General features: G+C 73.0%; 21 protein-coding genes, 3 tRNA genes and 2 pseudogenes. 11 read left to right on the top strand and 15 right to left on the bottom strand.

Going from position 1 to position 26,499, the window contains the following annotated elements; translation table 11 throughout:
- The first annotated feature begins 18 nt into the window (after positions 1 to 18).
- Both IE096_RS27335 and IE096_RS27340 read left to right on the top strand, forming a co-directional pair.
- Positions 19 to 852: an RNA polymerase sigma factor SigF gene (locus IE096_RS27335; RefSeq protein WP_126915150.1), complete on the top strand. Its 834-nt coding sequence runs from the start codon at positions 19 to 21 to the stop codon at positions 850 to 852.
- A 45-nt stretch (positions 853 to 897) separates the two neighbouring features.
- Positions 898 to 1,383 (top strand): hypothetical protein, encoded by a 486-nt coding sequence (locus tag IE096_RS27340; RefSeq protein ID WP_189456126.1) that lies wholly within the window; start codon positions 898 to 900, stop codon positions 1,381 to 1,383.
- Between the two features lie 84 nt (positions 1,384 to 1,467).
- Here the strand turns inward: IE096_RS27340 and IE096_RS27345 are convergent, their stop codons facing one another.
- Positions 1,468 to 1,725, bottom strand: coding sequence for a hypothetical protein (locus tag IE096_RS27345; protein WP_189456127.1), 258 nt, complete (start codon positions 1,723 to 1,725; stop codon positions 1,468 to 1,470).
- Positions 1,726 to 1,914: 189 nt separating this feature from the next.
- On the opposite strand from IE096_RS27345, the gene IE096_RS27350 reads away from it, so the two are divergent.
- Together IE096_RS27350 and IE096_RS27355 are read left to right on the top strand one after the other, a co-directional pair.
- Positions 1,915 to 2,409, top strand: coding sequence for a MarR family winged helix-turn-helix transcriptional regulator (locus tag IE096_RS27350; RefSeq protein WP_189456128.1), 495 nt, complete (start codon positions 1,915 to 1,917; stop codon positions 2,407 to 2,409).
- Positions 2,410 to 2,515: 106 nt separating this feature from the next.
- A pseudogene (locus IE096_RS27355) lies at positions 2,516 to 4,054 on the top strand (MDR family MFS transporter); the annotation flags it as partial.
- A gap of 508 nt (positions 4,055 to 4,562) precedes the next feature.
- Here IE096_RS27355 and IE096_RS27360 read toward each other — a convergent pair.
- The 3 genes from IE096_RS27360 to IE096_RS27370 all read right to left on the bottom strand — a co-directional run bounded on the left by IE096_RS27360 (position 4,563) and on the right by IE096_RS27370 (position 7,806).
- Positions 4,563 to 5,351 carry a TetR/AcrR family transcriptional regulator gene (locus IE096_RS27360; protein ID WP_189456131.1) on the bottom strand — a complete coding sequence of 263 codons (789 nt, stop codon included), beginning with the start codon at positions 5,349 to 5,351 and terminating at the stop codon, positions 4,563 to 4,565.
- Between the two features lie 64 nt (positions 5,352 to 5,415).
- Positions 5,416 to 6,948 (bottom strand): MFS transporter, encoded by a 1,533-nt coding sequence (locus tag IE096_RS27365; RefSeq protein ID WP_189456132.1) that lies wholly within the window; start codon positions 6,946 to 6,948, stop codon positions 5,416 to 5,418.
- Between the two features lie 111 nt (positions 6,949 to 7,059).
- Positions 7,060 to 7,806, bottom strand: a complete 747-nt coding sequence (locus tag IE096_RS27370) for a response regulator transcription factor (protein WP_189456133.1) — start codon at positions 7,804 to 7,806, stop codon at positions 7,060 to 7,062.
- Positions 7,807 to 7,946: 140 nt separating this feature from the next.
- On the opposite strand from IE096_RS27370, the gene IE096_RS27375 reads away from it, so the two are divergent.
- The gene (locus IE096_RS27375) at positions 7,947 to 8,837 is read left to right on the top strand and encodes a TIGR03620 family F420-dependent LLM class oxidoreductase (protein WP_189456134.1); all 891 of its coding nucleotides are present in this window, start codon (positions 7,947 to 7,949) and stop codon (positions 8,835 to 8,837) included.
- Between the two features lie 48 nt (positions 8,838 to 8,885).
- Here the strand turns inward: IE096_RS27375 and IE096_RS27380 are convergent.
- From IE096_RS27380 to IE096_RS27390, 3 genes are all read right to left on the bottom strand, one after another.
- Positions 8,886 to 8,959 (bottom strand) — tRNA-Met (locus tag IE096_RS27380).
- Between the two features lie 27 nt (positions 8,960 to 8,986).
- A tRNA-Arg gene (locus IE096_RS27385) sits at positions 8,987 to 9,059 on the bottom strand.
- A 203-nt stretch (positions 9,060 to 9,262) separates the two neighbouring features.
- Positions 9,263 to 9,353, bottom strand: a tRNA-Ser gene (locus tag IE096_RS27390).
- A gap of 220 nt (positions 9,354 to 9,573) precedes the next feature.
- On the opposite strand from IE096_RS27390, the gene IE096_RS27395 reads away from it, so the two are divergent.
- Complete coding sequence (locus IE096_RS27395) at positions 9,574 to 10,035, top strand: SSI family serine proteinase inhibitor (RefSeq protein WP_189456135.1); 462 nt, start codon at positions 9,574 to 9,576, stop codon at positions 10,033 to 10,035.
- A gap of 214 nt (positions 10,036 to 10,249) precedes the next feature.
- Entirely contained in the window at positions 10,250 to 15,301 is a 5,052-nt protein-coding gene (locus IE096_RS27400; protein ID WP_189456137.1) for a response regulator, read from the top strand.
- A 60-nt stretch (positions 15,302 to 15,361) separates the two neighbouring features.
- Here the strand turns inward: IE096_RS27400 and IE096_RS27405 are convergent, their stop codons facing one another.
- Positions 15,362 to 15,967 (bottom strand): TetR/AcrR family transcriptional regulator, encoded by a 606-nt coding sequence (locus IE096_RS27405; RefSeq protein ID WP_189456138.1) that lies wholly within the window; start codon positions 15,965 to 15,967, stop codon positions 15,362 to 15,364.
- Between the two features lie 114 nt (positions 15,968 to 16,081).
- Between IE096_RS27405 and IE096_RS27410 the strand changes: the two genes are divergently transcribed.
- Complete coding sequence (locus IE096_RS27410) at positions 16,082 to 17,350, top strand: MFS transporter (protein WP_189456140.1); 1,269 nt, start codon at positions 16,082 to 16,084, stop codon at positions 17,348 to 17,350.
- 147 nt (positions 17,351 to 17,497) lie between these two features.
- Complete coding sequence (locus IE096_RS27415; protein ID WP_189456142.1) at positions 17,498 to 19,150, top strand: long-chain fatty acid--CoA ligase; 1,653 nt, start codon at positions 17,498 to 17,500, stop codon at positions 19,148 to 19,150.
- A 33-nt stretch (positions 19,151 to 19,183) separates the two neighbouring features.
- Here the strand turns inward: IE096_RS27415 and IE096_RS27420 are convergent, their stop codons facing one another.
- From IE096_RS27420 to IE096_RS27445, 6 genes are all read right to left on the bottom strand, one after another.
- Entirely contained in the window at positions 19,184 to 19,726 is a 543-nt protein-coding gene (locus IE096_RS27420; RefSeq protein ID WP_189456144.1) for a SigE family RNA polymerase sigma factor, read from the bottom strand.
- 248 nt (positions 19,727 to 19,974) lie between these two features.
- Positions 19,975 to 20,799 (bottom strand): DUF1906 domain-containing protein, encoded by an 825-nt coding sequence (locus IE096_RS27425; protein ID WP_189456146.1) that lies wholly within the window; start codon positions 20,797 to 20,799, stop codon positions 19,975 to 19,977.
- 54 nt (positions 20,800 to 20,853) lie between these two features.
- Complete coding sequence (locus tag IE096_RS27430) at positions 20,854 to 21,993, bottom strand: lipid-transfer protein (RefSeq protein ID WP_189456148.1); 1,140 nt, start codon at positions 21,991 to 21,993, stop codon at positions 20,854 to 20,856.
- Complete coding sequence (locus IE096_RS27435) at positions 21,990 to 22,394, bottom strand: MaoC family dehydratase (RefSeq protein ID WP_189456150.1); 405 nt, start codon at positions 22,392 to 22,394, stop codon at positions 21,990 to 21,992. Before IE096_RS27435 ends, IE096_RS27430 begins: the two co-directional genes overlap by 4 nt.
- A complete protein-coding gene (locus tag IE096_RS27440; protein WP_189456152.1) occupies positions 22,391 to 23,308 on the bottom strand; it encodes a bifunctional MaoC family dehydratase N-terminal/OB-fold nucleic acid binding domain-containing protein in 918 nt (305 codons plus the stop codon). Before IE096_RS27440 ends, IE096_RS27435 begins: the two co-directional genes overlap by 4 nt.
- A gap of 148 nt (positions 23,309 to 23,456) precedes the next feature.
- Positions 23,457 to 23,783, bottom strand: a complete 327-nt coding sequence (locus IE096_RS27445; RefSeq protein ID WP_126915128.1) for a hypothetical protein — start codon at positions 23,781 to 23,783, stop codon at positions 23,457 to 23,459.
- A 550-nt stretch (positions 23,784 to 24,333) separates the two neighbouring features.
- Here IE096_RS27445 and IE096_RS27450 point away from each other — a divergent pair.
- Complete coding sequence (locus IE096_RS27450) at positions 24,334 to 24,996, top strand: GGDEF domain-containing protein (RefSeq protein ID WP_189456155.1); 663 nt, start codon at positions 24,334 to 24,336, stop codon at positions 24,994 to 24,996.
- A gap of 259 nt (positions 24,997 to 25,255) precedes the next feature.
- On the top strand, positions 25,256 to 26,173 hold the full coding sequence (locus IE096_RS27455; RefSeq protein WP_189456157.1) for an SGNH/GDSL hydrolase family protein: 918 nt from the start codon (positions 25,256 to 25,258) through the stop codon (positions 26,171 to 26,173).
- 34 nt (positions 26,174 to 26,207) lie between these two features.
- Here the strand turns inward: IE096_RS27455 and IE096_RS27460 are convergent.
- Positions 26,208 to 26,499, bottom strand: a pseudogene (locus IE096_RS27460) (hypothetical protein); the annotation flags it as partial.

The raw sequence follows: 26,499 nt of genomic DNA on the forward strand, positions 1-26,499 counted from the left end.
CGACCTCAAGGGGGTGGCATGTCCGTAGACCTGGGCAGCGCGAAGGTGCTCGCCAACGACGCACCGCACGCCGTGCTCGACGACTGTGAAGCCATCGACACCCGCACCCTCTCCCGCTCCCTGTTCCTGCGGCTGGCCGCGCTCGACCGGGACAGCGTCGAGCGCACCTACGTCCGCGACACCCTCATCGAGCTCAACCTCCCCCTCGTGCGGTACGCCGCGGCCCGCTTCCGCAGCCGCAACGAGCCCATGGAGGACATCGTCCAGGTCGGCACCATCGGGCTGATCAAGGCGATCGACCGCTTCGACTGCGAACGCGGTGTCGAATTCCCGACGTTCGCGATGCCCACGGTGGTCGGTGAGATCAAACGCTTCTTCCGGGACACCAGCTGGTCCGTGCGGGTCCCGCGCCGCCTCCAGGAGCTGCGCCTCGCCCTCACCAAGGCGAGCGACGAACTCGCCCAGAAGCTCGACCGCTCGCCCACCGTCCCGGAGTTGGCCGTGTGCCTCGGCGTCTCCGAGGAGGACGTCGTCGACGGCCTGGCCGTGGGCAACGCCTACACGGCGAGCTCGCTGGACTCTCCCTCTCCCGAGGACGACGGCGGCGAGGGCTCCCTGGCCGACCGGCTGGGCTACGAGGACACGGCGCTCGAGGGCGTGGAGTACCGCGAGTCACTGAAGCCCCTGCTGGCGAAGCTGCCCCAGCGCGAACGGCAGATCATCATGCTGCGGTTCTTCGCCAATATGACGCAGTCACAGATCGGCGAGGAGGTCGGCATCTCCCAGATGCACGTCTCCCGGCTGCTGACCCGCACGCTGGCGCAGTTGCGGGAAGGCCTCATCGCCGACTGACCGGCGGTGTGTACACGCTGACTTCGGGTCAGCGAAACTGGGCCGATGCGACGGAAGACACTCGTCCGCCTCGTCTGCCTGGTCGCGGTGGGCACGCTCGCCTCGGCGGGCTGCGGCGGCGGCGACCGCGAGGTCCGTGTCGCCACGGGGGCCGCCGGACCCGGCACGACAGGAGCGGCCGATCACCCCGTGCCGCCCAAGGGCGGCGTGGAGCTCATCCCGCTCCCCGCCCTGACCGTGAACATCCCGCACCGCGAACCCACCGACGAGCGCTGGTGTGAACGCGTCACCCTCGCCTTCACCAACACCGGCCCCACGCCGATCGCCTCGGGCACGGTCACCCTGCTCGTCCACATCCTGGGGAAAACCGGCGCCGACCGCGACACGGTCCCCGTCACCCGCACCCTTCCGGCCCCGATCGCCCCGGGCGGTACGACGCGGGACACCTGGAAGGTATGCGTCGAGGAGGGGCGGGTCCCACCGGGGGCGCGGATCGAGACGCGCGAGGCCCGGCTCAGCCCGTCCGGCTGACCCCTCTCAGCCCCTCCGGCGTTTGAGGAGCGGGGTCCGGGGCGGAGCCCCGGGAAACGGTGAAAGGGCGGGACTGGGGCGAACTCAGCCCAGCGCGAGCCAGGCCGCCCCGGCGACGAGCAGGATCGCGACGATCACCCCGATGATCAGCCCGACACTCGGCCCCGAAGGCGCCGCCGCCGCCCGTCGCGCCGCCCGGCCACCAACGGGCGCACCCACCCCGGACACCGGGCCCGGCGCCGACGCAGGACCGCCCTCTTCCGCCACGAACGCTCGGAACATCTGCGTGCTACCCGCGGGGTCGTACTCGCCACCGGGGTTCTGCTGAGGGTTGGCTGCCATGGGCGGGACCCTAGCGAAAGGCCGTGCCGCCGCGCCCGGCGGGCCGCCCCTTTACGCCCTCCCGAAGAACCCTTGGTTCTCCTTTTACCCGATAACCCCCTTTTTCATTTGCCTTCAGCAACCAATCTTCCCTATGGTTGCCCAGAGCAACCTAACCGTCGAGCGAATGGCACCCGGGAGCCGAGGCCCATGGCCGCACAGGAGCAGTACCAGGAACTGGCGCGTCAGCTGAGCGCCATCGGCGCGGTGAAGCGCGGGCTGAGCCGCGTCCTGCCGCAGGACTGCTCCCCGGCCACGGCCATCATGCTCACCCTGCTGAAGCAGCACGGTGAGATGCGGATGAGCCGCCTCGGCGAGCTGCTGTCCATCGACGCCTCCGTGACCAGCCGGCACGTCACCTACGCCGCCGAGCGCGGCTGGCTCGAACGTCAGCCGGACCCCCTCGACAAGCGGTCCCGGCTGCTGAGCCTCACCGCCAGCGGCGAGGAGCTGCTGGACGAGGTCTCCGCGCGGTACACCGACGCGCTCGCCCATGCCCTCCAGGACTGGTCCGACGACGACGTCGGCCACCTCATCGGCCTGATGAAGCGGCTCCGCGACAGCTTCGGCGACTGCCGTTCGCGGCCGTATCACCACTCGGGCGCCGCGTCCGGCGCCGAATTCACCACCCGTACACCCGTCTGACCCCAAGCGAGAAAGGAAGTCCATGGCCAAGTCCTCACCGGCAGGTGTGCGGGACGCCTCATCAGGAGCTCCGGCGCAGGCCGGCGCCGCCACCGACGCGGCGCCCATGTCGCACCGCCAGATCATGGAAGCGCTCTCCGGGCTGCTGCTCGGCATGTTCGTCGCGATCCTCTCCTCGACGATCGTCTCCAACGCGCTGCCCGAGATCATCCACGACCTCCACGGCAGCCAGTCCTCCTACACCTGGGTCGTCACGGCCTCGCTCCTGGCGATGACCGCGTCCACCCCGCTCTGGGGCAAGCTCTCCGACCTCTTCAGCAAGAAGCTGCTGGTCCAGCTGGCGCTGGTGGTCTACGTGGCCGGCTCGGTCGTGGCCGGTCTGTCGCAGAACACCGGCATGCTCATCGCCTGCCGTGTCGTCCAGGGCATAGGCGTGGGCGGTCTGTCCGCCCTGGCCCAGATCGTCATGGCCGCGATGATCTCCCCCCGGGAGCGCGGCCGTTACAGCGGCTACCTCGGCGCGACCTTCGCCGTGGCCACCGTCGGCGGCCCGCTGCTCGGCGGTGTCATCACCGACACCAGCTGGCTCGGCTGGCGCTGGTGCTTCTACGTCGGCGTGCCGTTCGCGATCATCGCGCTGATCGTCCTGCAGAAGACGCTGAAGCTGCCCGTCGTCAAGCGTGACGTCAAGGTCGACTGGCTGGGCGCCTTCTTCATCACCGCGTCCGTCACCCTGCTGCTGATCTGGGTCACCCGGGCCGGCAAGGGCAAGGACTACGACTGGATCTCCTGGCAGACCGGCGCGATGGTCGGCGGCTCGATCGTCCTCGCCGCGCTCTTCCTCCTCACGGAGTCGAAGGCCAGCGAACCGATCATTCCGCTGCGGCTGTTCCGCAACAAGACCATCGCGCTGTCCTCGCTCGCGAGCCTCTTCGTGGGCGTGGCGATGTTCGCCGGCACGGTCTTCTTCTCGCAGTACTTCCAGCTGGCGCGCGGCGAGTCGCCGACGATGTCCGGTGTGCTGACGATCCCGATGATCGGCGGTCTGTTCGTCTCGTCGACGGTTTCCGGTCAGATCATCACCAAGACCGGTCGCTGGAAGGCATGGCTGCTCACGGGTGGTGTGCTGCTCACCGCGGGCCTCGGCCTGCTCGGCACGATGCGCTACGACACCCCGTACTGGCACCTCGCCGTCTACATGGTGCTCATGGGTCTCGGCATCGGCATGATGATGCAGAACCTCGTGCTCGCCGCGCAGAACCAGGTCGAGCCGAAGGATCTCGGCGCCGCGAGCTCCGTCGTCACCTTCTTCCGCTCCCTGGGCGGTGCGGTCGGTGTCTCCGCGCTGGGCGCGGTGCTCGCCAACCGGGTGCCGGACTATGTGAAGGACGGGCTCACCGCGCTCGGCCCGAAGGCCGCGGCGGCCATGGGCCACGGCGGTACGGGGGGCGGTGGCATCCCGGACCTCAAGTCCCTGCCGGCGCCGCTCCGCACGGTCATGGAGAGCGCGTACGGGCACGGCATCGCGGATGTCTTCCTCTACGCGGCGCCGTGTGCGCTGATCGCGTTCATCGTGACGCTCTTCATCAAGGAGGTCGCGCTGAAGGGCACGCCGGGGGCGGCGACGGCCTCGGCGGAGCCGGCTGACAAGACCGGCTGACGAACCCCGGCCGACGGGGGCACGCGCCATGAGCGGGGCGCGTCGCCTTCGTGGGCCGGTTGCCCGGCCGGACCGGAACGGCAAGAACGGTCCACGGGCCCACGGCCCCGGCGGGGGCGCGCACACCAGGCAGGGGACGGCCTGGCGCGCCCTCGCCGGGGCCGCGATTGTTTTTGGGTCGGGGGCGGGGTGGGGCGGACGGGCCCTTACGGGGCTGAGCTCTTCGCGGTCCCTGGTATCAGTAGGGGTACCCGGCCCCTGTCACCAGCGGCGAAGAGCTCTTCACGCCCCTACCAGGGCCCATCCACCCCACCCCGCCCCCTCACGTCACCCCAGCACCGCCCCCCGTCGGCCCGCCCCCTACCCGGGCAATCCGGCTCCGGGTAATCGGGCGGGTGGGTGGGGTAGAACCGCGCCGGAGGCGCGGGAAACCCCCCACCGGGGGCAACCGGAAAGTCACCGGAACCCCGCGCGGGAGGCGGTGCGCACCCTCTCAGTACTGGGTCGCCCCGCGCGAGCGGTCGCGCATGACCTCGATGCCCGCGATAACCGTGTCGATCGCGAAAGAGAAATCCCGCTCCCACATCTCCGTCGCACCCCCCGTCTCCCCCGACCGCCTCTCCACGATCTCGGTCACCTCCTCGAACGGCTCCGCCGTCGCCGGCCGCTGCGAGAACGCCTCGATGATCCGCTGGTAGTACTCGTCCTGGGTCAGTCCCTGCTCACGGCAGCGCTCGCGGTACATGCCCTCGACGGACGCGAAGCCGTAGACGAACTGGAAGAGCGCGGAGATCGCGCCGGTCATGGCGTGCGGAGCCACCCCGCTGCGGCGCATGACGGTCAGCGTGGCCTCGGAGAAGGCCAGGGCGCGGGGCCCGACGTTGAGGTACTGGCCGAGCAGCCGGGGCGCCCAGGGGTGGTCGGCGAGGACCCGCCGGTACTGGACGGCGAGGTCGCGGAGCTGGTCGCGCCAGTCGGCGTTCTCGTCGGTGAGGTCGGGCAGGCTCAGCTCGCCGCTGATGTGGTCGACGGCGAGCTCCAGGAGGTCGTCCTTGGTGTCGACGTACCAGTAGACCGACATGGCGGTCACGCCCAGCTCCGTCGCGAGGCGGCGCATCGAGAACTTCGCCAGCCCCTCGGTGTCGAGCATCCGCACGGTCGTGGCGACGATCCGTTCGAGGTCGAGCCCGCCCTCGGCGGTCTGGCCGTCGGCCTTGCGGCGGGGGTTGTCGGTCAGCCACACGCTGACCCGGGAACCGCCCGCGCGGCCTCCGCTAGCCATCCCGGCTCTCCCTTTTTCCACTGGTCAGTACACCTCGCATGCTACGTCCACACCGTTCCGGTTCTCACTGCGCCGGCTGCCGCTGGGCCTGCTTCTCGGCCCGGTGCAGCAGGACCGCCGCGACGATGCCGCCCGCGAGCACCGCGCTCGCGCCGACGAGCTGGCTGGTCTGGACGCCGGAGGCGAAGGCGTCCTCGATGGCGGTGCGGTCCGCCGTGGTGCGGGCGTGGCCGAGGGCCTCGGGCAGGGAGCCCGCGCCGGCGGCGACGGCCGGGACGAGTGCGGCGAAGCGGGAGTTGAGCACCGCGCCGAGCACGGCGACGCCGAGGCCGTTGCCCGTCTCCTGGAGCGTGCCGTTGACGCCGGCGCCGATGCCGGCCTTCTCCGGCGGGATGGCGGACATGATGGCGTTGGCCATCGCGGGCATGGAGATCGCGATGCCGACGCCCATGAGGATCAGGCCCAGCAGCATCCCGCCGTAGCCGTGCGCGCCGAGGATCGCGATGGAGGCGAGGCCGGCGGCCAGCAGGCCCATGCCGCCGCCGATGGCGGCCGGGGTGCCGATCCTCGGCAGCAGCCGGGCGCCGACACCGGTGAAGTTGAGGACGACGATGACGAGTGCCAGCGGCGTCATCCGCAGGCCGGTCTCCAGCGGGTCGTAGTGGAGGACCAGTTGGAGGTGCTGGCCGAGCAGGAAGAACGAGCCGCCCATGCCGAAGGCGACGAGGATGCCGCCGGAGACCGCGCCGACGAAGCGGCTGTCGCGGAAGAAGTGCATGTCGAGCATCGGGTAGGGGCAGCGGGCCTCCCACACGGCGAAGAGGGCCAGGGTGACCAGGCCGACGAGGGCCGAGGCGAGCACCCGGGCGGAGGTCCAGCCGTGGGCGGGGCCGGAGATGATGGCGAAGACGACGCCGGTCATGCCGATCGTGGACAGCAGCGCACCGAGCAGGTCGGGGCGCTCGCCCGAGGGGTTCTTGGACTCGGGCACCCACTTGAGCACGGCCAGCAGGCCGAGCGCGGCGACCGGCAGGTTGATCAGGAAGATCGAGCCCCACCAGTAGTGGTTGAGCAGCGCGCCGCCGACGATCGGGCCGCCGGCGAAGCCGAGCGAACTCACCGCTCCCCACAGACCGATGGCCTTGGGGCGCTCGTCCGCCTCGAAGACCTGCACGACGACGGCCAGGGTGGTCGTCATCAGCAGTGCGCCGCCGATGCCCATGCCGGCGCGGGCGGCGATCAGCTGGCCCGTGCTCTCGGACAGCGACGCGACGAGCGAGCCGAGGCCGAAGAGGGCGAGGCCGGCGGCGAGGAGCTTCTTGCGCCCGTAGCGGTCGGCGGCACTGCCCGCGGTGAGCAGCAGGCCCGCCTGGACCAGCGAATAGGCGTTGATCATCCACTGGATGTCGGCGGTCGAGGCGCCCATCTCCTCGGTGAGGGAGGGGATCGCGACCGTGAGGACGGTGTTGTCGAGGAGGACGGTGAGCTGGGCGAGACATATGACGCCGAGCACCAGCCAGCGCGTGGGATGGCGCTGCGGCTTCTCGTCGGCTGCCCCGGTGCTGGGCGATGGCGTTTCCGCCGCGGTCGCGGTCATACGGGTTCCCCCCTGTGCGGCACATGGCCTTGTACGGTGTACGACTGGCTTGCGTCGTACACCGTACAGGACCTGCTCTACGCCGTACAAGGCGATTTTTTTCGAGCCCCTTCAGACGGCTTGGGCGGGCGGTTTGATGAGGTAGCCCGCCCCGCGCCGGGTGTGGATCATCGGCGGCCGGCCCGCGTCGATCTTGCGGCGCAGATAGGAGATGTAGAGCTCGACGACGTTGGCCCGCCCGCCGAAGTCGTACGACCAGACGCGGTCGAGGATCTGCGGCTTGCTGAGCACCCGGCGGGGGTTGCGCATCAGGAAGCGCAGCAGCTCGAACTCGGTGGCGGTGAGGTGGATCTCCGTACCGCCCCGGGAGACCTCGCGGCTGTCCTCGTCGAGGACCAGGTCCCCCACCGTCAGCACGGACTCCGCGCGCGGCGCGGCGGCCCGCGAGCGGCGCAGCAGGCCGCGCAGCCGGGCGACGGCGTCCTCCAGGCCGAACGGCTTGGCCACGTGGTCGTCCCCGCCGGCGGTCAGGCCCGCGACGCGGTCCTCGGCGGTGTCCCTGCCGGTGAGGAACAGCACCGGCACACCGGGGCGTTCCTGCCGCAGCAGGCCCAGCAGCGTCAGCGCGTCCATGTCGGGGAGCGCCATGTCCAGGACCACGGCGTCCGGCCGGAACTCCCGGGCGCGGCGGAGCGCTTCGGCGCCGCCGACGGCGGCCCGCACCTCCCAGCCCTCGTAGCGCAGCGCGAGGGAGAGCAGGTCGGCGAGCGAGGACTCGGCGTCGACGACCAGGACGCGTACGGGGCTTCCGTCGTCGAGCCGCGGCTGAGTACGCCCGTGGGGCGAGGCGATGGTCATGCCGACGATGGTGGAACGGGTGGGTGAGAGCGCCCTTTCGGCACTCTGTGAATCGTCTGAGAATCGGAAGGGACCGGCCCGGGAATATCCGGAAGACACCTCCGGTTGCGCGAGCCATGGCATCCGGAAACGATCACTGCATGAACAACACGGCCGACTCCCTGGGCACCGTCGGCGTCTGGAGCGTCGCCCTGCGCGTGGACGACCCCGCCCGGCTCGGCGAAGTCCAGGAGGCCGCCGCCGAATTGGACGAGCTCGGCTACGGCACCCTCTGGATCGGCGGCAGCCCCTCCGTGGCCCAGGCCGGGCACGTGCTGGCCGCGACCGAGCGCGCCGCCGTCGGCACCAGCATCCTCAGCATCTGGAACCACACCGCCACCGAGGTCGCGGCTGCCTACGCCGCCCTGGAGCCGGGCCGGCGCGAGCGCTTCCGGCTGGGCCTGGGCGCCAGCCACGCCCATCTGGCCTCGGGCTACGCCCGCCCCTACTCGGCGATGAAGGAGTATCTGACCGGGCTCGACACCGCCCCCGTCCCGGTCCCGGTCGAACAGCGGCTGCTGGCCGCGCTCGGCCCGAAGATGGTGGCGCTGGCGGCGGAGCGCGCGGCGGGCGCCCTCCCCTATCTCGTCACCGCCGAGCACACCGCCCGGGCCCGGGAACTGCTGGGCGAGGGCGCGGTCCTGGCGCCCGAGCTCAAGGTCGTCCTCGACCCCGACGTGGCCCGCGCCCGGGAGACCGCCCGCGCGTACCTGGGCTTCTACCTGCCGATGCCCAACTACACCAACAATCTGCTGCGGCTCGGCTTCGCGGAGGAGGACTTCGCCGGCGGCGGCAGCGACCGGCTCGTCGACGCGCTCTTCGCCCTCGGCGACACCGAGGCGATCAGGGCCCGGGTCGACGAGTTCCTGGCGTCGGGCGCCGACCACCTGGCCGTCCAGGTCGTCCTCGACCCGGAGCGGGACCCGCGGCGCGACACCCTTCCGCGCTCGGAATGGCGCGCGCTCGCCGAGGCCCTGCCGCTGAACGGCTGAGGGAACGCCGAAGGCCCGGTACGAAACGTACCGGGCCTTCGGTCTTAGTAGCGGGGACAGGATTTGAACCTGCGACCTCTGGGTTATGAGCCCAGCGAGCTACCGAGCTGCTCCACCCCGCGACGGACGGAAGACGAATCTTCCGACAGTGCGCTCGGCAGGATTCGAACCTGCAACCTCTTGATCCGTAGTCAAGTGCTCTATCCGTTAAGCTACGAGCGCTCGGCTTCCCGGCGTTTTCTTGCCGGTCGGCGTTGCGTGGACAACATTACATGAACCTCGCCGTCAGACGAAATCCATTGGCCGCAGCCCCTCTGACCTGCGGATATGCCGTTTTTCGAGATCGCTTGGGGAATCCGGCGCGGGTACGCACGCGGGTACGCGAAAGCCCCGGCCGTCTGGGACGACCGGGGCTTTCGTTACTGCGGAGGCGGAGGGATTTGAACCCTCGATGGGCTTTAAGGCCCAAACCGCATTAGCAGTGCGGCGCCATAGACCGGACTAGGCGACGCCTCCTCCCCCCTCGCGCGTGCGCCAGGGGTGCGTGCAGATGATGACACAACATCGCGGCCGGTCACCAATCGCACCCCTACGGTACCGGGCGACAGGTGTCTTGGGCAAAGGCGTTCGCGGCGCGCAACGCGGGGCGCTCCGGAGCGTTAGTGCGGGTGAGGGGTCCGGCCGGGCGATCCGGCCGCCCGGACCCGCGTTCGCACACACCCCGGGAGTCCCCCGAATGCCGCTCCGCCGCCTCGCCCTCGCCGCCGCCCTGGCGCCCGCGCTGCTCGCGCCGGCCGCCTCGGCCGCGCCCCTCCCCCTGGACGGGCTGGACCGCTCCGCCGATCACCTCACGATCACCGTGACCGACACCGGCGGCCACGACGCCCGCTACGAGCTCTACTGCCACCCCGCCGGCGGCACCCATCCGCGCGCCAAGGAAGCCTGCGCCCAGCTGGACGGGCAGACGACCTGGGGGAAGGACCTCTTCTCACCCGTACCCAGGGGAGCGGACTGCACGATGGTCTACGGCGGACCGGACCGCGCGCACGTAAGCGGAACCTGGGCGGGGCGGCCGGTGAACGCCGACTTCAGCAAGGCGAACGGCTGCGAGATGGCCCGCTGGAACCGGTTCTCCACTGTGTTCGGGGAGTCGAAGGGCTCGCCGAAGAAAACCCCCGTAGGAAGTCGACTGGGCTGACCGGAAGGTCCCCACGAAGAGGGACACGAGGGGCATGTCCGGCCTGCCCGAGACGCCCCGGGGAGGCTTACCGGAACCTCCCGGCACACCCGTCATCCGCAGTAGCGCCCACCACGGCAGCCCGTAGACTTCCCCTCGATGACAGGCCCCACAGGCGGTGCGAACCCGCCCGGAGCGGTCGGCAAGGTGCGGTAACCAGGGAGGAAGCGTCGTCGTGAGCAGCAGGCCATCCCGAGGCGCTGCTCGCCTCGCAGCCATACTCGACGCCCTCCCCGACGCGCTGCTGCTCGTCAACTGCAACGGCACGGTCGTCAACGCCAACCACATCGCGCTGGAGACCTTCCAGGTGCCCGGCACCGGGCTCGTCGGGCGCGGTCTGCTCGACCTGCTCCCGGAGTTCGACTCCCGGCGCATCCCCGGCGGCCTGCGGGCCCCCCGGGACGAACCGGACGGCGGCCGCACCCGGCCCACCCGCATGATCGCCCGGCGCACCGACGGCACCCAGTTCCCCGTCGAAGTGACCAGCGCCAACCTCGACGGCCGCACCCCCTACGCCGAGCCGAGCGCTTCCGCTTCCTATGAGGACGAGCTCCTCATGCTGGTCGTCCGCGATCTGACCGGCACCATGGACACCGAGGCCGAACTGGCCCGTTCGCAGCGCCAGACCGAGATGATCCTGCGCGCGGCGTCGGAGGGCGTGGTCGGCGTCGACACCGCCGGCAAGGTCGTCCTCGTCAACCCCTCCGCCGCGCAGATCCTCGGCTACCGCGCGAGCGACCTCGGCGGCCGCGAGCTCCACCCCCTCATCCACCACTCGCGCGGGGACGGCACACCCTTCCCTTATGAGGAGTCGCCCATCGCCGACACCCTGCGCTCCGGGCGCAAGCACCGGGTGCGCGGGCAGGTGCTGTGGGCCAAGGACGGCCGCCCGGTGCCCGTCGACCTCACGACCGCGCCGGTGCGCGACGGCGACCAACTCGTGGGCGCGGTGATGACCTTCACCGACCGCCGCCCCTACGACGCGCTGGCCGCGCGCCACGCACAGTTGCTGAACCTGGTCGACGGCTCGCTGCGCGGCCCGCTCGACCACCTCCGCGCCGAACTCGGCACCCTGGCCGACGACCCGGCGGGCCAGCTGTGGCCCGAGGCCAACCAGATCCTCCACCATCTCGCCGCCGGCTACGCCCGGATGCGGACGCTCGTCGACAACGTCCTCGCCTATCAGCGGCTCGATTCGGGAACGGACAGGCTCGTCCGGGAGAAGGTCGCCCTCGACGAGGTCGTCGCGGCGGGCGTCGAGGGCGCGGTCGAGCTGATCGGCCCGGGGCGCGCCCAGTTCGCCGTGCACGCGCCGGCCATCGAGGCCGAGGTGGACGCGGCGCGGTTCGCGCAGGCGCTGGCGCATCTGATCGCGGACGTCGCGGGCGTCGACTCCACGGGCGCCACGACGGCCCCGCTCTCCGGCCCGGGCGCGGGCTCCGGCGACTCGACGATCGTCGTCGCGGCGGCACAGCGCGGGGAGGTCGTCCGCATCGAGGTGCGCGGCCCCTTCCCCGGCGGCGACCCGGTGCACGGTCCCCTGGTGCGGGGCATCGTCCGGCGCCACGGCGGAGTGCTGCAGACGCACGACGTGCCGGGTTCGTCGGGCGGCAAGGCGTACGTCCTGGAGGTGCCGGTCGCGGCCGACGCGGGCCCGGTCCCGCCGGGCGCGGAGCGGCGCGGGCCGGACACGGAGAATCTGACGACGGTCATGCCGATGCCGACGCAGCGGGGCCGGGGCACGAGCCCGGACGCGGCGCCGACGCCTTCGCCCTCTTCCTCGCCTTCGTCCTCGCCTTCTTCCGCGCCTGCTTCCTCGTCCGGGGACGGAGACGAGCCGGCCGGCACCGGAAGGCGCGCGCGCCGCCCCGACGCGGAGCCGGCGGAACCGGCGGAACCGGCGAAGACCGGGACCGAGAGCGAGGGGTCCGCGCCCCCGCCGACCGGGCGCCGCCGGGGTCCGGCGCGGGCCGAGGAGGAGCCGGCGGGCGCGCCCGCCGGTGCCGGGCTCGTCCCGCCGCAGGCGACGGGCACGCCAACGGGCCGCCGGGCACGCCGCGACGCGGGCGAGGCGCCGCGCGCGGCCTTCGCGCTGCCGCCGGCGGACGCCGACCGCGCCCCGGCCGCCGCGCCCACGGGCCGCCGCGCCCGCCGCGCCGTCGCGGAGGCGACGCCGGAGGGCCGCGTCCCCGTCCAGACCACCGCCGAACCCCCCGTCCCCCGCCCGGCCTTCGCCCTCCCCCCGGCCGACGCCGACCGCAAGCCGCCGACCCCGGCCCAGGCCCCGGAGGACGTCCCGGGGGGCTTCGCCCGCGGCGAGGGCGCGGAGCCGTACGGCCACGACGCCGACGCCCCGGACGTCCCGGGCGCCCGCCGCCACGGGGGCCCCGGCGCTCCCGCCGTCGTCGACCCGCAGGCCGTGCCCGGTTTCCCCGGCGGCCCGGTCGGCGCACCGGAGACCGCGCGACCGGACGGCCCCGGGTTCCCGAACGGCCAGGCCGGGGCGGCGGCCGGCGCACAGGCCGTGGCCGGGTTCCCCGACGGCCGGGGCACCGCCCCGACCGGCACCCGCAGGAACGCCGCGCAGCCCGCAGGCCCCGGCACCCCCGGCTACCCGAACGTCCAGGGCGACGCGCCGGACAGCCCCGCACGCCCGCCCGCCGCACCCGGCTTCGCCAAGGGGCAGAGCGGCCCGCCGAACGACACCGGACGGCCCGGCGGCCCCGGCCCGCACGGCGTGCCCGGGTACCCCGACGTCCAAGGCGACACGCCCGACAGCCCCGCACGCCACAGCGGCCCGGAGGCAACGGGCACACCCGCCGCACCCGGCTTCGCCAACGGGCAGACCGGCTCGCCGAACAACGCCGGACGGCACGGCATCCCCGGCTTCCCCGGCGGCCAGAGCGGCATGCCGAACGACCCCGCAGGTCACGGCGGCCCGGGAGCGGCGAGCGCACAGTTCCCCGACGGCGGGACCGGCAGCCACGGCGTGCAGGCCGCGCCCGGCCTCACCGACGCCCAGGGCGGCACGCCCGACAGCGCCCGTCAGGGCGACGCGCGGCACAGCGCCCCCGGCGCCGCCCACCCGCAGGCCATGCCTGGTTTCCCCGACGGCCAAGGCGGCGCGCCCAACAACGCCGCACGGCACAGCGCCCCCGGCGCACCCACCGCACCCGGCCCGCAGGCCGGTCCCGGCGGCCAGGTCGGCACGCCGAACGACGCCATGCCGCACGGCGGCACCCCCGGCCCGCACGGCGTCGCACCCGGCGTCCCCGGCGTCCCCGGCGCGCAGGCCATGCCCAGTTACCCCAACGGCCAAGGCGGCACGCCCGGCCCGCACGGCGGCGCCCCAGGCACCCCCCGCGCGCAGGCCACGCCTGGTTACCCGGACGGCCAGGGCGGCGCGCCCGGCCCACACGGCGACGCGCCCGGCGTCCCCGGCGCGCAGGCCGTGCCCGGTTACCCCAACGGCCAAGGCGGCACGCCCAGCGACGCCACGCCGCACGGCGCCCCCGGCGACGCCCCCCGCGCACAGGCCCTGCCTGGTTACCCCAACGGCCAGAGCGGCGCGCCCAACAACGCCACACCGCACGGCACCCCCGGCGCGCCCGCCGCAGCCGGACCGCAGGCCGGTCCCGGCATCCCCGGCGGTGCCGCACGGCACGGTGGTCCCGAGTCCGCCGGCCGACAGGCCGGGCCGGGCTACCCCGAAAGCCGAGGCGGCGCCCCCGCCGCAGCCGGGCCGTACGGCCACGACGTCCGGCCCGGTCAGCCGACGGGTGCGCCCGGCGGCGCCCCGCAGGACGGCGTGCCCGGGGCCCCCGGCCGCGAGGCCGTACCCGGCGGCGCCCCCGGCCCCGACGGGCCGAACGGCGGCCCCCGTACCGGCCAGGCGGCGGGCGAGCCGGTTCCCGGTAATGGCGGCACCCCCGCCGGACCCGGCGCGGACCCGGCCGGCCAGGGCGCCGCACCCGGCGGCGCGCAAGGCGACACCGGCCCGTTCGCCCTCGCGGGCGCGCCGCGCGCCGCGCAGGGCGGCGAGGCCCCCGCTGGGCCGTACGCCTTCGACGCCGCCGCCGAGGCCCCCGCGCCCACCGGGCGTCGCCGGGCGCGACGGGCGCTCGCGGAGGAGCACGGCGCGGCCGGGCGCGAGCCGGGCGGGGCGCGGCCGATCAGCGTGCGGACGCTGGGGCAGGGCCCGGGCGCGGGGGACACCCCGGCCGCCGGGACGCCCTCCGCCGGTTCCGGCCGTCGCCGCAAGCTGGCGAACCCCGCCGAGGGCGAGCGGGAGGCCCAGGCCCAGGCACAAGCCCAGGTGCAAGCCCCCGCACCCGCCCCCGCCCCCAAGGGCGCGGCCCGTCCGCAGTCGCTCGGGCTCCCGGAAGGGCGCGCGTTCGCCATAGGGGCGCCGGACGAGGGCGCCGAGGGACCCGAGCCGCTCGACGGTCCCAACGGCGCGGTCGAGGTCGTCGAGACCGTGCGGCCGCCGATGGACGACGAGCTGCCGCCGGAGCCGCTGGACAATCCGCGCCGGCTGCTGGTGTGGCCCGCCCCGGACGAGTCCACGGAGGCGGCGCTGACCGAGCGCGGCTACCGCCCGGTGATCGTCCACTCGCGCGAGGAGGTGGACGCGCAGATAAGCGCGTACCCGGCCGCGCTGTTCGTGGACCCGCTGACGGGCCCGATCACCCGTACCGCGCTGCAGTCGCTGCGCGAGGCCGCGGTCGCGGCCGAGGTACCGGTGCTGGTCACGGCGGGGCTGGGGCACGCGACGCGGGAGGCCGCCTACGGGGCCGACCCGGCCGTGCTGCTCAAGGCGCTCGCGCCGCGCGACAGCGAGATGCACCCGCCGCGCGTGCTGCTGATCGAGGAGCACGAGCCCATCGCGAACGCGCTGACCGCGACGCTGGAGCGGCGCGGCATGCACGTGGTGTGCGGGGCGACGGACTCGGAGGCGGTGACGCTCGCCGCGCAGACCCGGCCGAACCTGGTCGTGATGGACCTGATGCAGGTGCGGCGCCGCCGCGCCGGCATCGTCGACTGGCTGCGCGGCAACGGCGCGCTCAACCGCACGCCGCTGGTCGTCTACACCTCGGCGGACATCGACCCGGCGCAGCTGCCGCGCCTCGCCTCCGGCGAGACGGTCCTCTTCCTCGCCGAGCGCTCGACGAGCGCGGAGGTGCAGGGCCGGATCGTGGACCTGCTGGCGAAGATCGGCACGAACTAGCCGGACGGACCAGCCACGGACGGCCCGCGGTCGACATGACCGGCGCTTCCGGCGAAGCGCTCAGCCCGCGGCGGCCGGCGGCGCCTCCCGCCCGATGAGGCGGCGCGCGGCCGTGCGGACGGACGCGCGCAGCCGCTCCAGGTCGTCGTCCGTGTCGCCGATGAGGATGCGCCGCATCTGCGGCTGCACGGTCGGCCACGAGACGAGCGCGATCAGCATGAAGAACAGGTCGGCCGCCGGGATCGTCGCGTCGATCTCGCCCCTGGCCTGGGCCTCCACGAAGGCGGCGGCCTTGCGGTTGTAGTGGTCGGCGCGTTCCTTCTCGTGCGGGATGCCGCCGGCGCCGTACTCCAGGCCCTCCCAGAAGACGAGCCGGACCAGCTCGGGGTGGGCGGCGTGGTACGCCATCTGACGGTCGATCCAGCCGTCGAGGTCCTCGGTGTCGACGGGGTTGGCGGCGGCGAGCTCGATCAGCCGCCGCTCCAGCACCTGGGAGAAGAGCTCGGCCTTGTTGCCGAAGTAGGCGTAGATCAGCTGCTTGTTCGCCCGCGCCTCGCGGGCGATGCGGTCGATGCGGGCACCGGCGATGCCGTGAGCGGCGAACTCGGCGGTGGCCGCCTCGAAGATGCGGGCCTTGGTGGCCTCGGGATCCCTGACTCCTGCCATGGGGAACAGAGTAACCAACTATTTGGTTGACAGCATCGCGAGGCGCTTGAGACAGTGCGTCCCGCACCTCAACCAACCAGTTGGTTACCAACACCCGGGGGAGCAACCGCACCGATGACCGCCACCCAGTCGCCGAAGTCACCCACCACCGACACCCCGCTCGACACCCCGCCCGGCATACGCCCGACCGCCGCCGGAGCCCGCCCCTCCGGCAGCGGGCCCTCCGGCGGCGGGCCGCTGCTCGCCGTCATCGCGCTCTGCACGGCGGTCACGGCGGCGAACATCTACCTCGCCGCCCCGCTCCTCGGCCTCATCGCCCGGGACTTCGGCGCCTCCCCCTCCGGGGCCGGCTGGATCGCCTCCGTGGCCCAGCTCGGCTACGCCGTCGGCCTGCTGTTCTTCGCTCCGCTCGGCGACACGGCCGACCGCCGCCGGCTCGTCGGCGTCCTCTCGGCCGTGGCCGGCGTCGCGCTGATCGCCGCCGGGCTGGCCCCGGGGCTCCCGGCGCTGGCCGCGGCCGTCCTGGTGGCCTGCGCCGCCACGGTCGTACCGCAGCTGCTCGTCCCGCTCGTCGCCGAGCGCGCGCCCGCCGAGCGGCGCGCGCGGCACGTGGCGACGGTCGTGGCCGGGCTGTTCACCGGCATCGTCGCGGCACGGGTGCTCGGCGGGCTCGCCGGGCAGGCGTTCGGCTGGCGCGCGGTGTTCTTCGGCGCGGCGGGGCTGACCGTGCTCGTCGGCCTGCTGACCGCCGTCCTGCTCCCCGCCGAGACCCGGCCGCGCACGGCGGCCAACCCCTTCAAGGCCATCGCCGGGCTGCCGGGCCTGTTCGCCTCCTCCGCGGGGCTGCGGGCCGCGTGCCTGCGCCAGGGCGGCCTGTTCGGCGCGTGGAGCGCGCTGTGGACGACGCTGACGCTGCTGCTCACCGACGCGGACGGCCCCTACGGCCTCTCCCTGGGCGCGGCCGGGCTGTTCGGCCTCTTCGGGCTCGTCTCCACCGTCGCCGGCCCGGTCTCCGGCTCGCTCGTCGACCGCTTCGGCGCCCCGCGCGTCGTCACGTTCGCCTACGCGCTGACGGCCGTCTCCGTGCCGCTCTTCCTGCTCGGCGGGCACGCCCTGTGGGCGCTGTGCGCGGGCGCGGTCCTCATCCACGCGGGCCTCATGGCGGGCCAGGTCGCCAACCAGACCCGCGCCCTGGGCGCGACGTCCACGCCGGCCGCCGCCAACACCACCTACGTCGTCGCCGCCTTCATCGGCGGCGCCACCGCCTCCGCCCTCGCGGGCCCGGCCCACGACCACTGGGGCTGGCCGGGCGTCTGCGCCATCGCGGCCGCGTGGGTCGCGGCGGGCTGGGTCGGCGGAGCGCTGGTCGCGCGGAAGAAGTAGGGGTGGGAGGGAGGGGCGTGAGCCGCCCGGCCCCCGAGTGTGGCGGACTCGTTTCCTCCGGGTAGTGACTTACCGGCGGATACGCCAGCAGAATCGCCGGGAACGACCCTCGCGTAACGACGCGCGCGCAGAATGGGGAGGCTCCCGGTGCAGAGCACGATGCAGGACGTACCGCTGACCGTTACTCGGATCCTGGCCCATGGGGCGAGGATCCACGGCAGCGCCCGCGTCACGACGTGGACGGGAGAAGGCGAGCCCGAGCGGCGCACCTTCGCCGAGATCGGGACGCGCGCCACCCGGCTCGCGCACGCGCTGCGCGCGCTCGGCGTCGCCGAGGGGGAGCCCGTCGGAACGCTGATGTGGAACAACGGCGACCACGTCGAGGCGTACCTCGCGATCCCCTCCATGGGCGCCGTCCTCCACACCCTCAACCTGCGGCTTCCCCCCGAGCAGCTCGTCTGGATCGTGCGGCACGCCGCCGACCGCGTCGTGATCGTCAACGGCTCCCTGCTGCCGCTGCTCGCGCCCCTCCTCCCGCACCTCGACAGCGTCGAGCACGTGATCGTCTCCGGCCCCGGCGACCGCTCCGTCCTGGAGGGCGTGAAGCCCCGCGTCCACCTCTACGAGGAGCTGATCGCCGGGCAGCCCGGCGACCACTACCCCTGGCCCGAGATCGACGAGCGCCAGGCCGCCGCCCTCTGCTACACCTCCGGCACCACCGGCGAGCCCAAGGGCGTGGTGTACAGCCACCGTTCGGTCTACCTCCACGCCATGGAGGTCAACGCCGCCGCCTCCTTCGGGCTGACCCCGGCCGAGACCTGCCTCCCCGTCGTGCCGATGTTCCACGTCAACGCCTGGGGCCTGCCGCACGCCGCGTTCATGGCCGGCACCTCGCTGCTGATGCCCGACCGCTTCCTCCAGCCCGCGCCGCTCGCCGAGATGATCGAGAAGGAGCGCCCGACCGTGTCGGCCGGCGTCCCGACGATCTGGCAGGGCCTGCTGGGCGAACTCGACGCCCGCCCCCGCGACATGTCCTCCCTGCGCACCGTGATCAGCGGCGGCAGCGCCTGCCCGCCCGCGCTGATGAAGGCGTTCGAGGAGCGGCACGGGCTGACGCTCGTCCAGGCGTGGGGCATGACGGAGACGTCGCCGCTGGGCTCCGTCGCCTTCCCGCCCGCCGGGCTGGACGCCGAGGCGGCGTGGCCGTACCGCGTCACCCAGGGCCGGATGCCCGCGTCGGTCGAGGCCCGGCTGATCGGCCCCGGCGGCGAGGAGCTGCCGTGGGACGGCGAGTCGGCCGGTGAGCTGGAGGTGCGCGGCCCGTGGATCGCGGGCGCCTACCACGGCGGCGCGGACGGCGAACCGTACCGTCCCGAGGACAAGTTCAGCCCCGACGGCTGGCTGCGCACGGGCGACGTCGGCACGATCACCCCGGACGGCTTCCTCAACCTCACCGACCGGGCCAAGGACGTGATCAAGTCGGGCGGCGAGTGGATCTCCTCGGTCGAGCTGGAGAACCATCTGATGGCCCACCCCGAGATCGCGGAGGCGGCCGTCGTGGCCGTCCCCGACGAGAAGTGGGGCGAGCGGCCGCTGGCCGCCGTCGTCCTGCGGGACGGCGCGGCCGTCGACTACGAGGGGCTGCGCGCCTTCCTCGGCGAGCGCGTCGCCCGCTGGCAGCTGCCCGAGCGCTGGGCGCTGCTCCAGTCGGTGCCGAAGACGTCGGTGGGGAAGTTCGACAAGAAGGTGCTGCGCAAGCAGTACGCGGACGGCGAGCTGATCGTCACGACGCTCGGCTGACCGGCCCGGGAGCCCGGAAGCTGTCGTGCGCCGTCACGCCGCCCGCGACAGCTCCGGGTCCTCGCGGAGCTTGCCCAGCGCGCGGGAGACCGCGCTCTTGACCGTGCCGACGGACACCCCGAGCAGCTCGGCGGTCTGCACCTCGGTCATGTCCTCGTAATACCTGAGGACGACCATGGCCCGCTGGCGGTCGGGCAGCCGGTGCACCGCGCGCCACATCGCGTCGCGCAGGGCCTGCTGCTCGGCGGGGTCGGCGACGGGCGCCGACTCGCGCTCGGGGAGCTCCTCGCAGGGGAACTCGTCGACCCTGCGCTTGCGCCACTGGGAGGTGCGGGTGTTCACCAGCGCCCGCCGGACGTAGCCGTCGAGGGCCCGGTGGTCCTCGATGCGGTCCCAGGCCAGGTAGGTCTTGGTGAGGGCCGTCTGAAGCAGATCCTCGGCGTCGCACGGGTTCGAGGTCAGCGAGCGGGCGGTGCGCTGGAGCACCTGCCCGCGGGCCCGTACGTACGAAGAGAACGACGGGTACACGGCGGCGGTGGAAGCGCTGGTGCACACAGACGTCGAGGTCACTGTCATGCCCTCAACGCTAGGAGCGGGGGCACCACCGGCGGATCGGCCGGAGGTGCCGAAGGCCGATCCCCCTCAGGTCGTATGCGTGGGGTTGTCCCCACCTCCTGGAGGGGGAGAGACGAAATGCTTCCGTAGTCCTCGGCGGACGATCACGCGACGGTCGGCGGACGATCAGCCGACCATCGGCCGGACCATCGGCCGGAGAATCGGCCGGAGAATCGGCCGGACGATCAGGCGGGCGGTACGGCGGACGGTCAGTGGATGATCGCCACGGGGGCGTCGATGGCGTTGCGGTCGATGGTCAGTTTCCGGCCACCGTGCGTTTCCGTGACATTACCGGCGTACTGGTGGATCCGCCGGTGCGGCTGCCAGGCGGCCGCCGACAGCACACGCTCGCTGTCCGTCGAGGCCGGCACCTTCCAGCGGGCGAACCACACCACCTCCGGCAGGTCGCTCAAGCCGTCCCGGCGGGCCAGCTCTATGTGGCGCACCCCGGACTCGGCGCTGCTGTAGAAACCGGGGATGTAGCCGTGGCGGGCGACCGTGCCGCTCCAGGAGCGGACGAAGTCGAGGGTGGTGCCGCCGCACTCCTCGTCCCCGTAGTCGTACGCCTCCATGTCCAGGTAGAGCGGGCTGCCGGCCGCGATGCCCAGGTCGTCGGCGCTGCGCACGGCGTCCAGGCCCTCCTCCTCGCCCTGGTCCCAGGGGTAGTAGCCGATGGGGTTGCCCCGCTTGGAGGCCGCCCGCACACAGGGCGACTGCGAGCCGACGTACACGGGCAGCACCCGCCAGCCCAGGTCGCGGGCGCCGGTGAGCCAGCGGTGGCTGAGGTAGCGCTGGTGGGGGCAGGCCCGGCCGCGACCGGCGTAGTAGACGCCGACGGCCCCGTACGACGTGGCCGCCCCCCAGGCGTTGAGGGTGGTCAGCGGCGGTGCCTGGCAGCTGTCGAAGCCCCGGCCCCGGTAGACGGAGGGCCGTTCGCCCGGGGCGGCCGTGACCGGCACGGCCTGGGCGGCCACCTGGGCCAGCGCCGCCATCAGGGCGACGAGATATCCGATGATCTTTCTCGGTCGTGGCATAACCGCGAGTCAAGGGGCCCGGACGCGACGCCCCGGCGGTGACACGCCCTCGGTTCATCCGTCTGCCGCAAGAATGAGCCCCGACGTGGGAACACCGCTTCCGGCGGTGACGAGCACCCGTCCGGCACCGGGCACCTGGTTCACGGACGTGCCGCGCACCTGGCGCACGCCCTCCGCGATCCCGTTCATGCCGTGCAGGTACGCCTCCCCCAACTGCCCTCCGTGGGTGTTGATCGGCAGCGTCCCGGAGGCCACGAGACCGCCCCCTTCACCGGGCCCGCAGAAGCCGAACTCCTCCAGCTGCATGAGGACGTAGGGCGTGAAGTGGTCGTAGAGGACGGCCACGTCGACGTCCGCCGGGCCCAGCCCGCTGTCCCGCCACAGCCGGCGCGCCACCACGCCCGTCTCCGGCAGCCCGCCCGGATCGCCCTCGTAGAAGCCCGTCATCTGCTCCTGGCCGCGCGCCGCGCCCTGCGCGGCGGCGGCGATGACGACGGGCGGCCGGCGGAGCGTACGGGCCCTCGCCAGGGAGGTCACGACGAGCGCCTGGCCGCCGTCGGTCTCCTGGCAGCAGTCCAGCAGCCGCAGCGGCTCGGCGATCCAGCGCGAGGCGGCGTGCTCGGCGAGCGTGAGGGGACGGCCGTGGAAGTACGCGGCGGGGTTGCGGGCCGCGTAACGCCGGTCGGTGACGGCGACATGGCCGAAAACCTCTGTCGTCAGGCCGTACATATGGAGATAACGACGGGCGTGCATCGCCGCCCAGGAGGCGGGCGTCAGCAGCCCGAAGGGCAGGCCCCAGCCCAGCGCCACGCCCTCGGCGGAGGGCTCCCGCCCCCGCACCCCGGCGCCGAAGCGCCGCCCGGAGCGCTCGTTGAAGGCCCGGTAGCAGACGACGACGTCGGCGACCCCCGCCGTCACCGCGAGCGCCGCCTGCTGGACGGTGGCACAGGCCGCACCCCCGCCGTAGTGGACCCGCGAGAAGAAGGCCAGCTCACCGATGCCGGTGGCGCGGGCGACCGCGATCTCGGGGCTGGTGTCCATGGTGAAGGTCACCATGCCGTCGACGTCGCCGGGCGCGAGGCCCGTGTCCGCGAGGGCGGCCCGCACGGCCTCGGCGGCCAGGGCGAGTTCGCTGCGGCCGGAGTCCTTGGTGAAGGCGGTGGCCCCGATGCCGACGATCGCGGCGGCGGTCATGAACCGGCCTCCTGGGGTGACAGGGTCATGGATGCCGTACCGGTGACGTGACGGCCGAGGCTGTTGATGCCCATGAGGGCGATTTCGACAGCGCGTTCGTCGTCACTTACGGAAGTGATCGTTCCGGTCACATGAAGGGTGTCCCCGGGGTAGTTGGGCGTCCCGAGCCGGATCGACAGCTTCCGGAGCCGGGCGCCGGGACCGAGCCGCTCGGTGAGGAAGCGGCTGACGAGGCCCTGGGTGGTGAGGATGTTCATGAAGACGTCCGGCGCGCCCTTGGCCCGGGCCGCCTCGGGGTCGTGGTGCACGTCCGTGAAGTCCCTGGTCGCGAGGGCCCCGGCGACGATCAGGGTGCGGGTGACGGGGACGCTGAGGACGGGGAGTTCGTCACCGGGCTTCACAGGCCCTCCTCGTACGCCCGGAAGACGGGCAGCTCCTGATCGCCGGCCCGGACGAACTCCAGCGCCACCGGCATCCCGATCCGGATCCGCGCCGGTGCGACGCCCACGAGGCTGCTGATCATCCGTACGCCTTCGGCGAGTTCGATCAGACCGACGGCGTACGGGGCCTCGAAACCCGGCACGGGCGGGTGGTGCATGACGACGTACGAGAAGACGACGCCCTCCCCCGAGGCCTCGACGGCTTCCCACAGCGGGGATCCGCACTCGCCACACCCCGGCAGCCAGGGAAAACGCTGTCTTCCGCAGGCTGTGCAGCGCTGGATGAGCAACCGGTGCCCGGCGACGCCCTCCCAGAAGCCGGCGTTGTCGCGGTTGATCACGGGGCGGGGGCGTTCGGCGGGGGAAGCGGTCCTGGTGCGGGCCGGCGCGTAGCGCAGCACCCGGAAGCGATGGATTCCGGCGAGCTCGCCGTTGGCGCGGATCTCGGTGCGCGTGGTGATGAAGTGGCCGGTGCCGAGGGCTGTGGTCTTGCGGGGTGAGACCGACTCGATCACCGCGTCGAAGGTGATCTCGTCGCCGGTCCGCAGTGGCCGTAGGTACTCCTGCTCGCAGTCGGTCGCGACGACGGCGGTGCAGCCGGCGCGGTCGAGGAGGGCGACGAGCTCCTCGTACGCAGCGGTACGGCCGACGGCACCGGAGAGCCCGCTCATGATCCACACCTGGAGCATGGCGGGCGGCGCCTCCGCGACACCAGGGCCGACACCGGGGACGGCGGGGTCCGGGCCCGGGACGCCCATGGCCTCGCACCAGTGCCTGATCATCGCGGCGTCGACGGGGTCCCTGCCCCGCCCTCCCAGGACGGCGGAACGCCCCTCGTACGCCGTGAGCTGCGCGGACAGGTCGGCCACGGTCATAGTTTCTGACTGTCCGTCAGCTGCCCGCCACTGTCAAGGCATACGGAAACGCCGCGCGGCGGCACCGGAGTGCCGCCGCGCGGTGTCGTACCGACCCAGTCCACTTCCTCGTCACATCACCCGTGTCACCCGGGTGGCAGGCGGGCGCTCAGTGGCGCCACAGCTCCGTGAAGGTGATCCTCACATTCTCCTGCTGGATGAAGTTGTGACCGTGCTGTCCGGGACTGAGGATGCTCGCGGTGTTGGTCTGATTCGTGGCCCCGTTTCCGGTGGCCTGCGCCAGGGTCGTGGTGCTGTTGCCGTGATTGCTTCCCCCGACGCCGCTGCCCACGATGCCCGCGGCGGCGACGTTGGAACCCCGGTTGGCGAGCTGGCCGCCGTCGTCGGCCGTGGCCACGCCGGCGAAGAGGAAGGCCGCCATCGGCAGGGCCGTGAGGGCGGCGAAGATGCGGGCGGCGGTGCGGGTGCTTGCCATTTCGATTCCTCCTGAAGGAACGGAACTACTCGATCTTGCCGGGAGGTTGGCCGACCGCCTCGGCGCTTGTTCGACGTCGCACCGCCAGAATTGCCCACCGAATCTCCACCGAACCCCCAGTCTGTCCGCATTCCCTCGCAAGCATGACGAGTCCGACTTAAACCCACATCATTGCGAAAAGCGTCGCATCCACGCCCTCTCGACCCCCTCAAGTCCCATGCGCCCCATGTGGCGAACCGTTTCGTCAAGTCGCCGTGAATCTCCCCCGAATTGCCCATAAGTCGACACAGTGACAGACGTCTTCACGGGATGAAGCCCATCGGGTCTCCGCCGGAAACGGGGACGTCCTGCATGACGGCTCGGCCGGCGCCCTTGAATTCCCTTGCGGCGCAACGCACTCGTGGGACACGTGCCACACACAAGCCCCATGAAGCACGTGAAGCACATGAGACACGGTGCTCACGTTTTCTCTCAACAGCCGCAGCCAGGGCGGGAGTCGCACGCGCCGAGTCCACCCCGTAAATCAGCCCGTCGCACAGGAAGGTGCACGATGAACCTCATACTCCAGGCCCTGCCCGTCGCCGTCCCGACCGCCGGGTGGGCCGCCCACGCGCTCCTCCTCTCCCGCCGGCTCCGCACCGCGCGTACCGACCGGCTCACCGGCCTCATGCGCCGCGAGGAGTTCACCGCGCGCGCCACCCGTGCCTTCCGGCATCCGCACACGGCCGTGCTGCTGCTCGACCTCAACGGCTTCAAGAAGATCAACGACACCCATGGGCACGAGGCCGGGGACGAGGTCATCGCGGCCGTCGGACGGCGGCTCGCGCTCTGGTGCCGGGAGCACGACGGCTTCGCCGCGCGGCTGGGCGGCGACGAGTTCACCGCGCTGGTGCGCCTCGCCCCGGAGGCCGACGTGGACGCGGAGATGACCTGTCTCGCCGCCCGGCTCTCGGCCCCGCTCGACACGGGCCGGGTGACGCTGTCACCGCGCGCCTCCATCGGGCTGTGCCGCCCCGCCCACCGCCCCGGCGCCGGGCTCTCGGAACTGCTGCGCGCCGCCGACGAGGCCATGTACGCGGCGAAGCGGTGCGGCGACCACTGGCGCCCCGCCGGAGCCGCCCCCGGCCACCGCCCCGCCGCGGGCCACGGACGGTCCCTGCGGCCCGGCACCCACCTGACGCTGCTCACACCGGTCCGGCGAAAGGCGTCGTGACGGAAGCGTCGTAACGAAAGCGTCGTGACGGAAGGCGCCGCGACGGAAGGCGCCGCGGCCGAAAGGGCGGCGGCACGCCAGTCAAGCCCGCCGGTCCGGACGCGCGATCTCCGGTATCCGGTCAGAGGTGTCCGCCGGACCGGCCGGTCCATTGACGTCCCCGTGCGCCACCCCCGAGGCTGGCGCCGCCCCCCAAGCCGTACACACCAGCCGTACGCACCGTCGTACACCCAGGCCCGTACGCCCGTAGGAGGCTCCCATGGCCCGCAGCAGACTTCGTCTCGCCCTGACAGCGCTGGGCGCCGCGGCGGCGGTCGCGGCAGGCACCGCCGCGACTCCCGCCACGGCGGCGGAACCGCGCCCGCGCGTCCCGCGCTACGTCGCCCTCGGCGACTCCTTCACCTCCGGCCCGTCCATCCCCCGCCAGGTGAACGCCCGGTGCGGCCGCTCCGACGCCAACTACCCCTCGATCGTCCGCGAGGAGCTCGGCATAGCGGACCGTACGAGCTTCACGGACGCCAGTTGCGGCGGCGCCACGACCGACCACATGTGGAACCGGCAGGTCGCCACCGGCAACGACCCGCAGCTGGACGCCATCGGCCGGGACACCTCCCTGGTCACCCTCGGCATCGGCGGCAACGACATCGGGTTCGGCGACATCATCGGCCGCTGCATCCACCCGCTGGGGCCCGTGGAGAGCATCCCGCGCGACAACCCCTGCCAGCGCTACTTCACACGGAACGGCGTCGACGAGCTCGACAAGCGCATCAACGAGACGGCGCCGAAGGTCGCCGCCGTCCTCAAGGCCGTCCACGAACGCGCGCCGCACGCGCGCGTGGCCGTCGTCGGCTACCCGGCGCTGCTCGGCGACGACATCGAGGGCTGCCGGAAGTCGGTGCGCATCGCCGACGGCGACATCCCCTATCTGCGCGGCACGCTGCGCCGGCTCAACGCCATGCTCCGCAAGCAGGCCACCGACCGGGGCGACCTCTACGTCAACACCAACGCCACGACCGTCGACCACGACGCGTGCCAACCGTTCGAGGAGCGTTTCGTCGAGGGCCTCTACCCCCGCCCGAGCCGCCCCGCCGTGGCCTTCCACCCGAACGCGGGCGGCGAGCGGGCGATGGCGGAGGCGGTCGTCGACACGATCATCTTCGGCCCGGGCGCCCGCTGACCGTCGTCAACCGGAAGACATCAGCTAGAAGGCATCAGCTGGAAGGCGTCGGCCCCTCGATCTGCTCGCTGATCCACTGGAGCGGGCCGTCGCCGAGGTTCGGGGCGTACGTGGCCCCGTCGTGCCGGCCGCCCTCGATCACCTTGAGGTTGGTGTGGACGGGGCCCTTGCCGTAGGTCTCGATGAACTTCCGGACGTCGGGCAGCGTGTGCTTGTTGCTCTCCCGCGTGCCGACCTGGAAGGAGAGGTAGACGTCCGGCCCCTTGGTGTCGATCAGGCGTTTGGCCAGCACCTCGGGGTTGTTCTCGGCCTTCTCCTTCTCGTGG

It is taken from the genome of Streptomyces abikoensis (assembly GCF_014648775.1).
GTDB lineage: Bacteria > Actinomycetota > Actinomycetes > Streptomycetales > Streptomycetaceae > Streptomyces > Streptomyces abikoensis.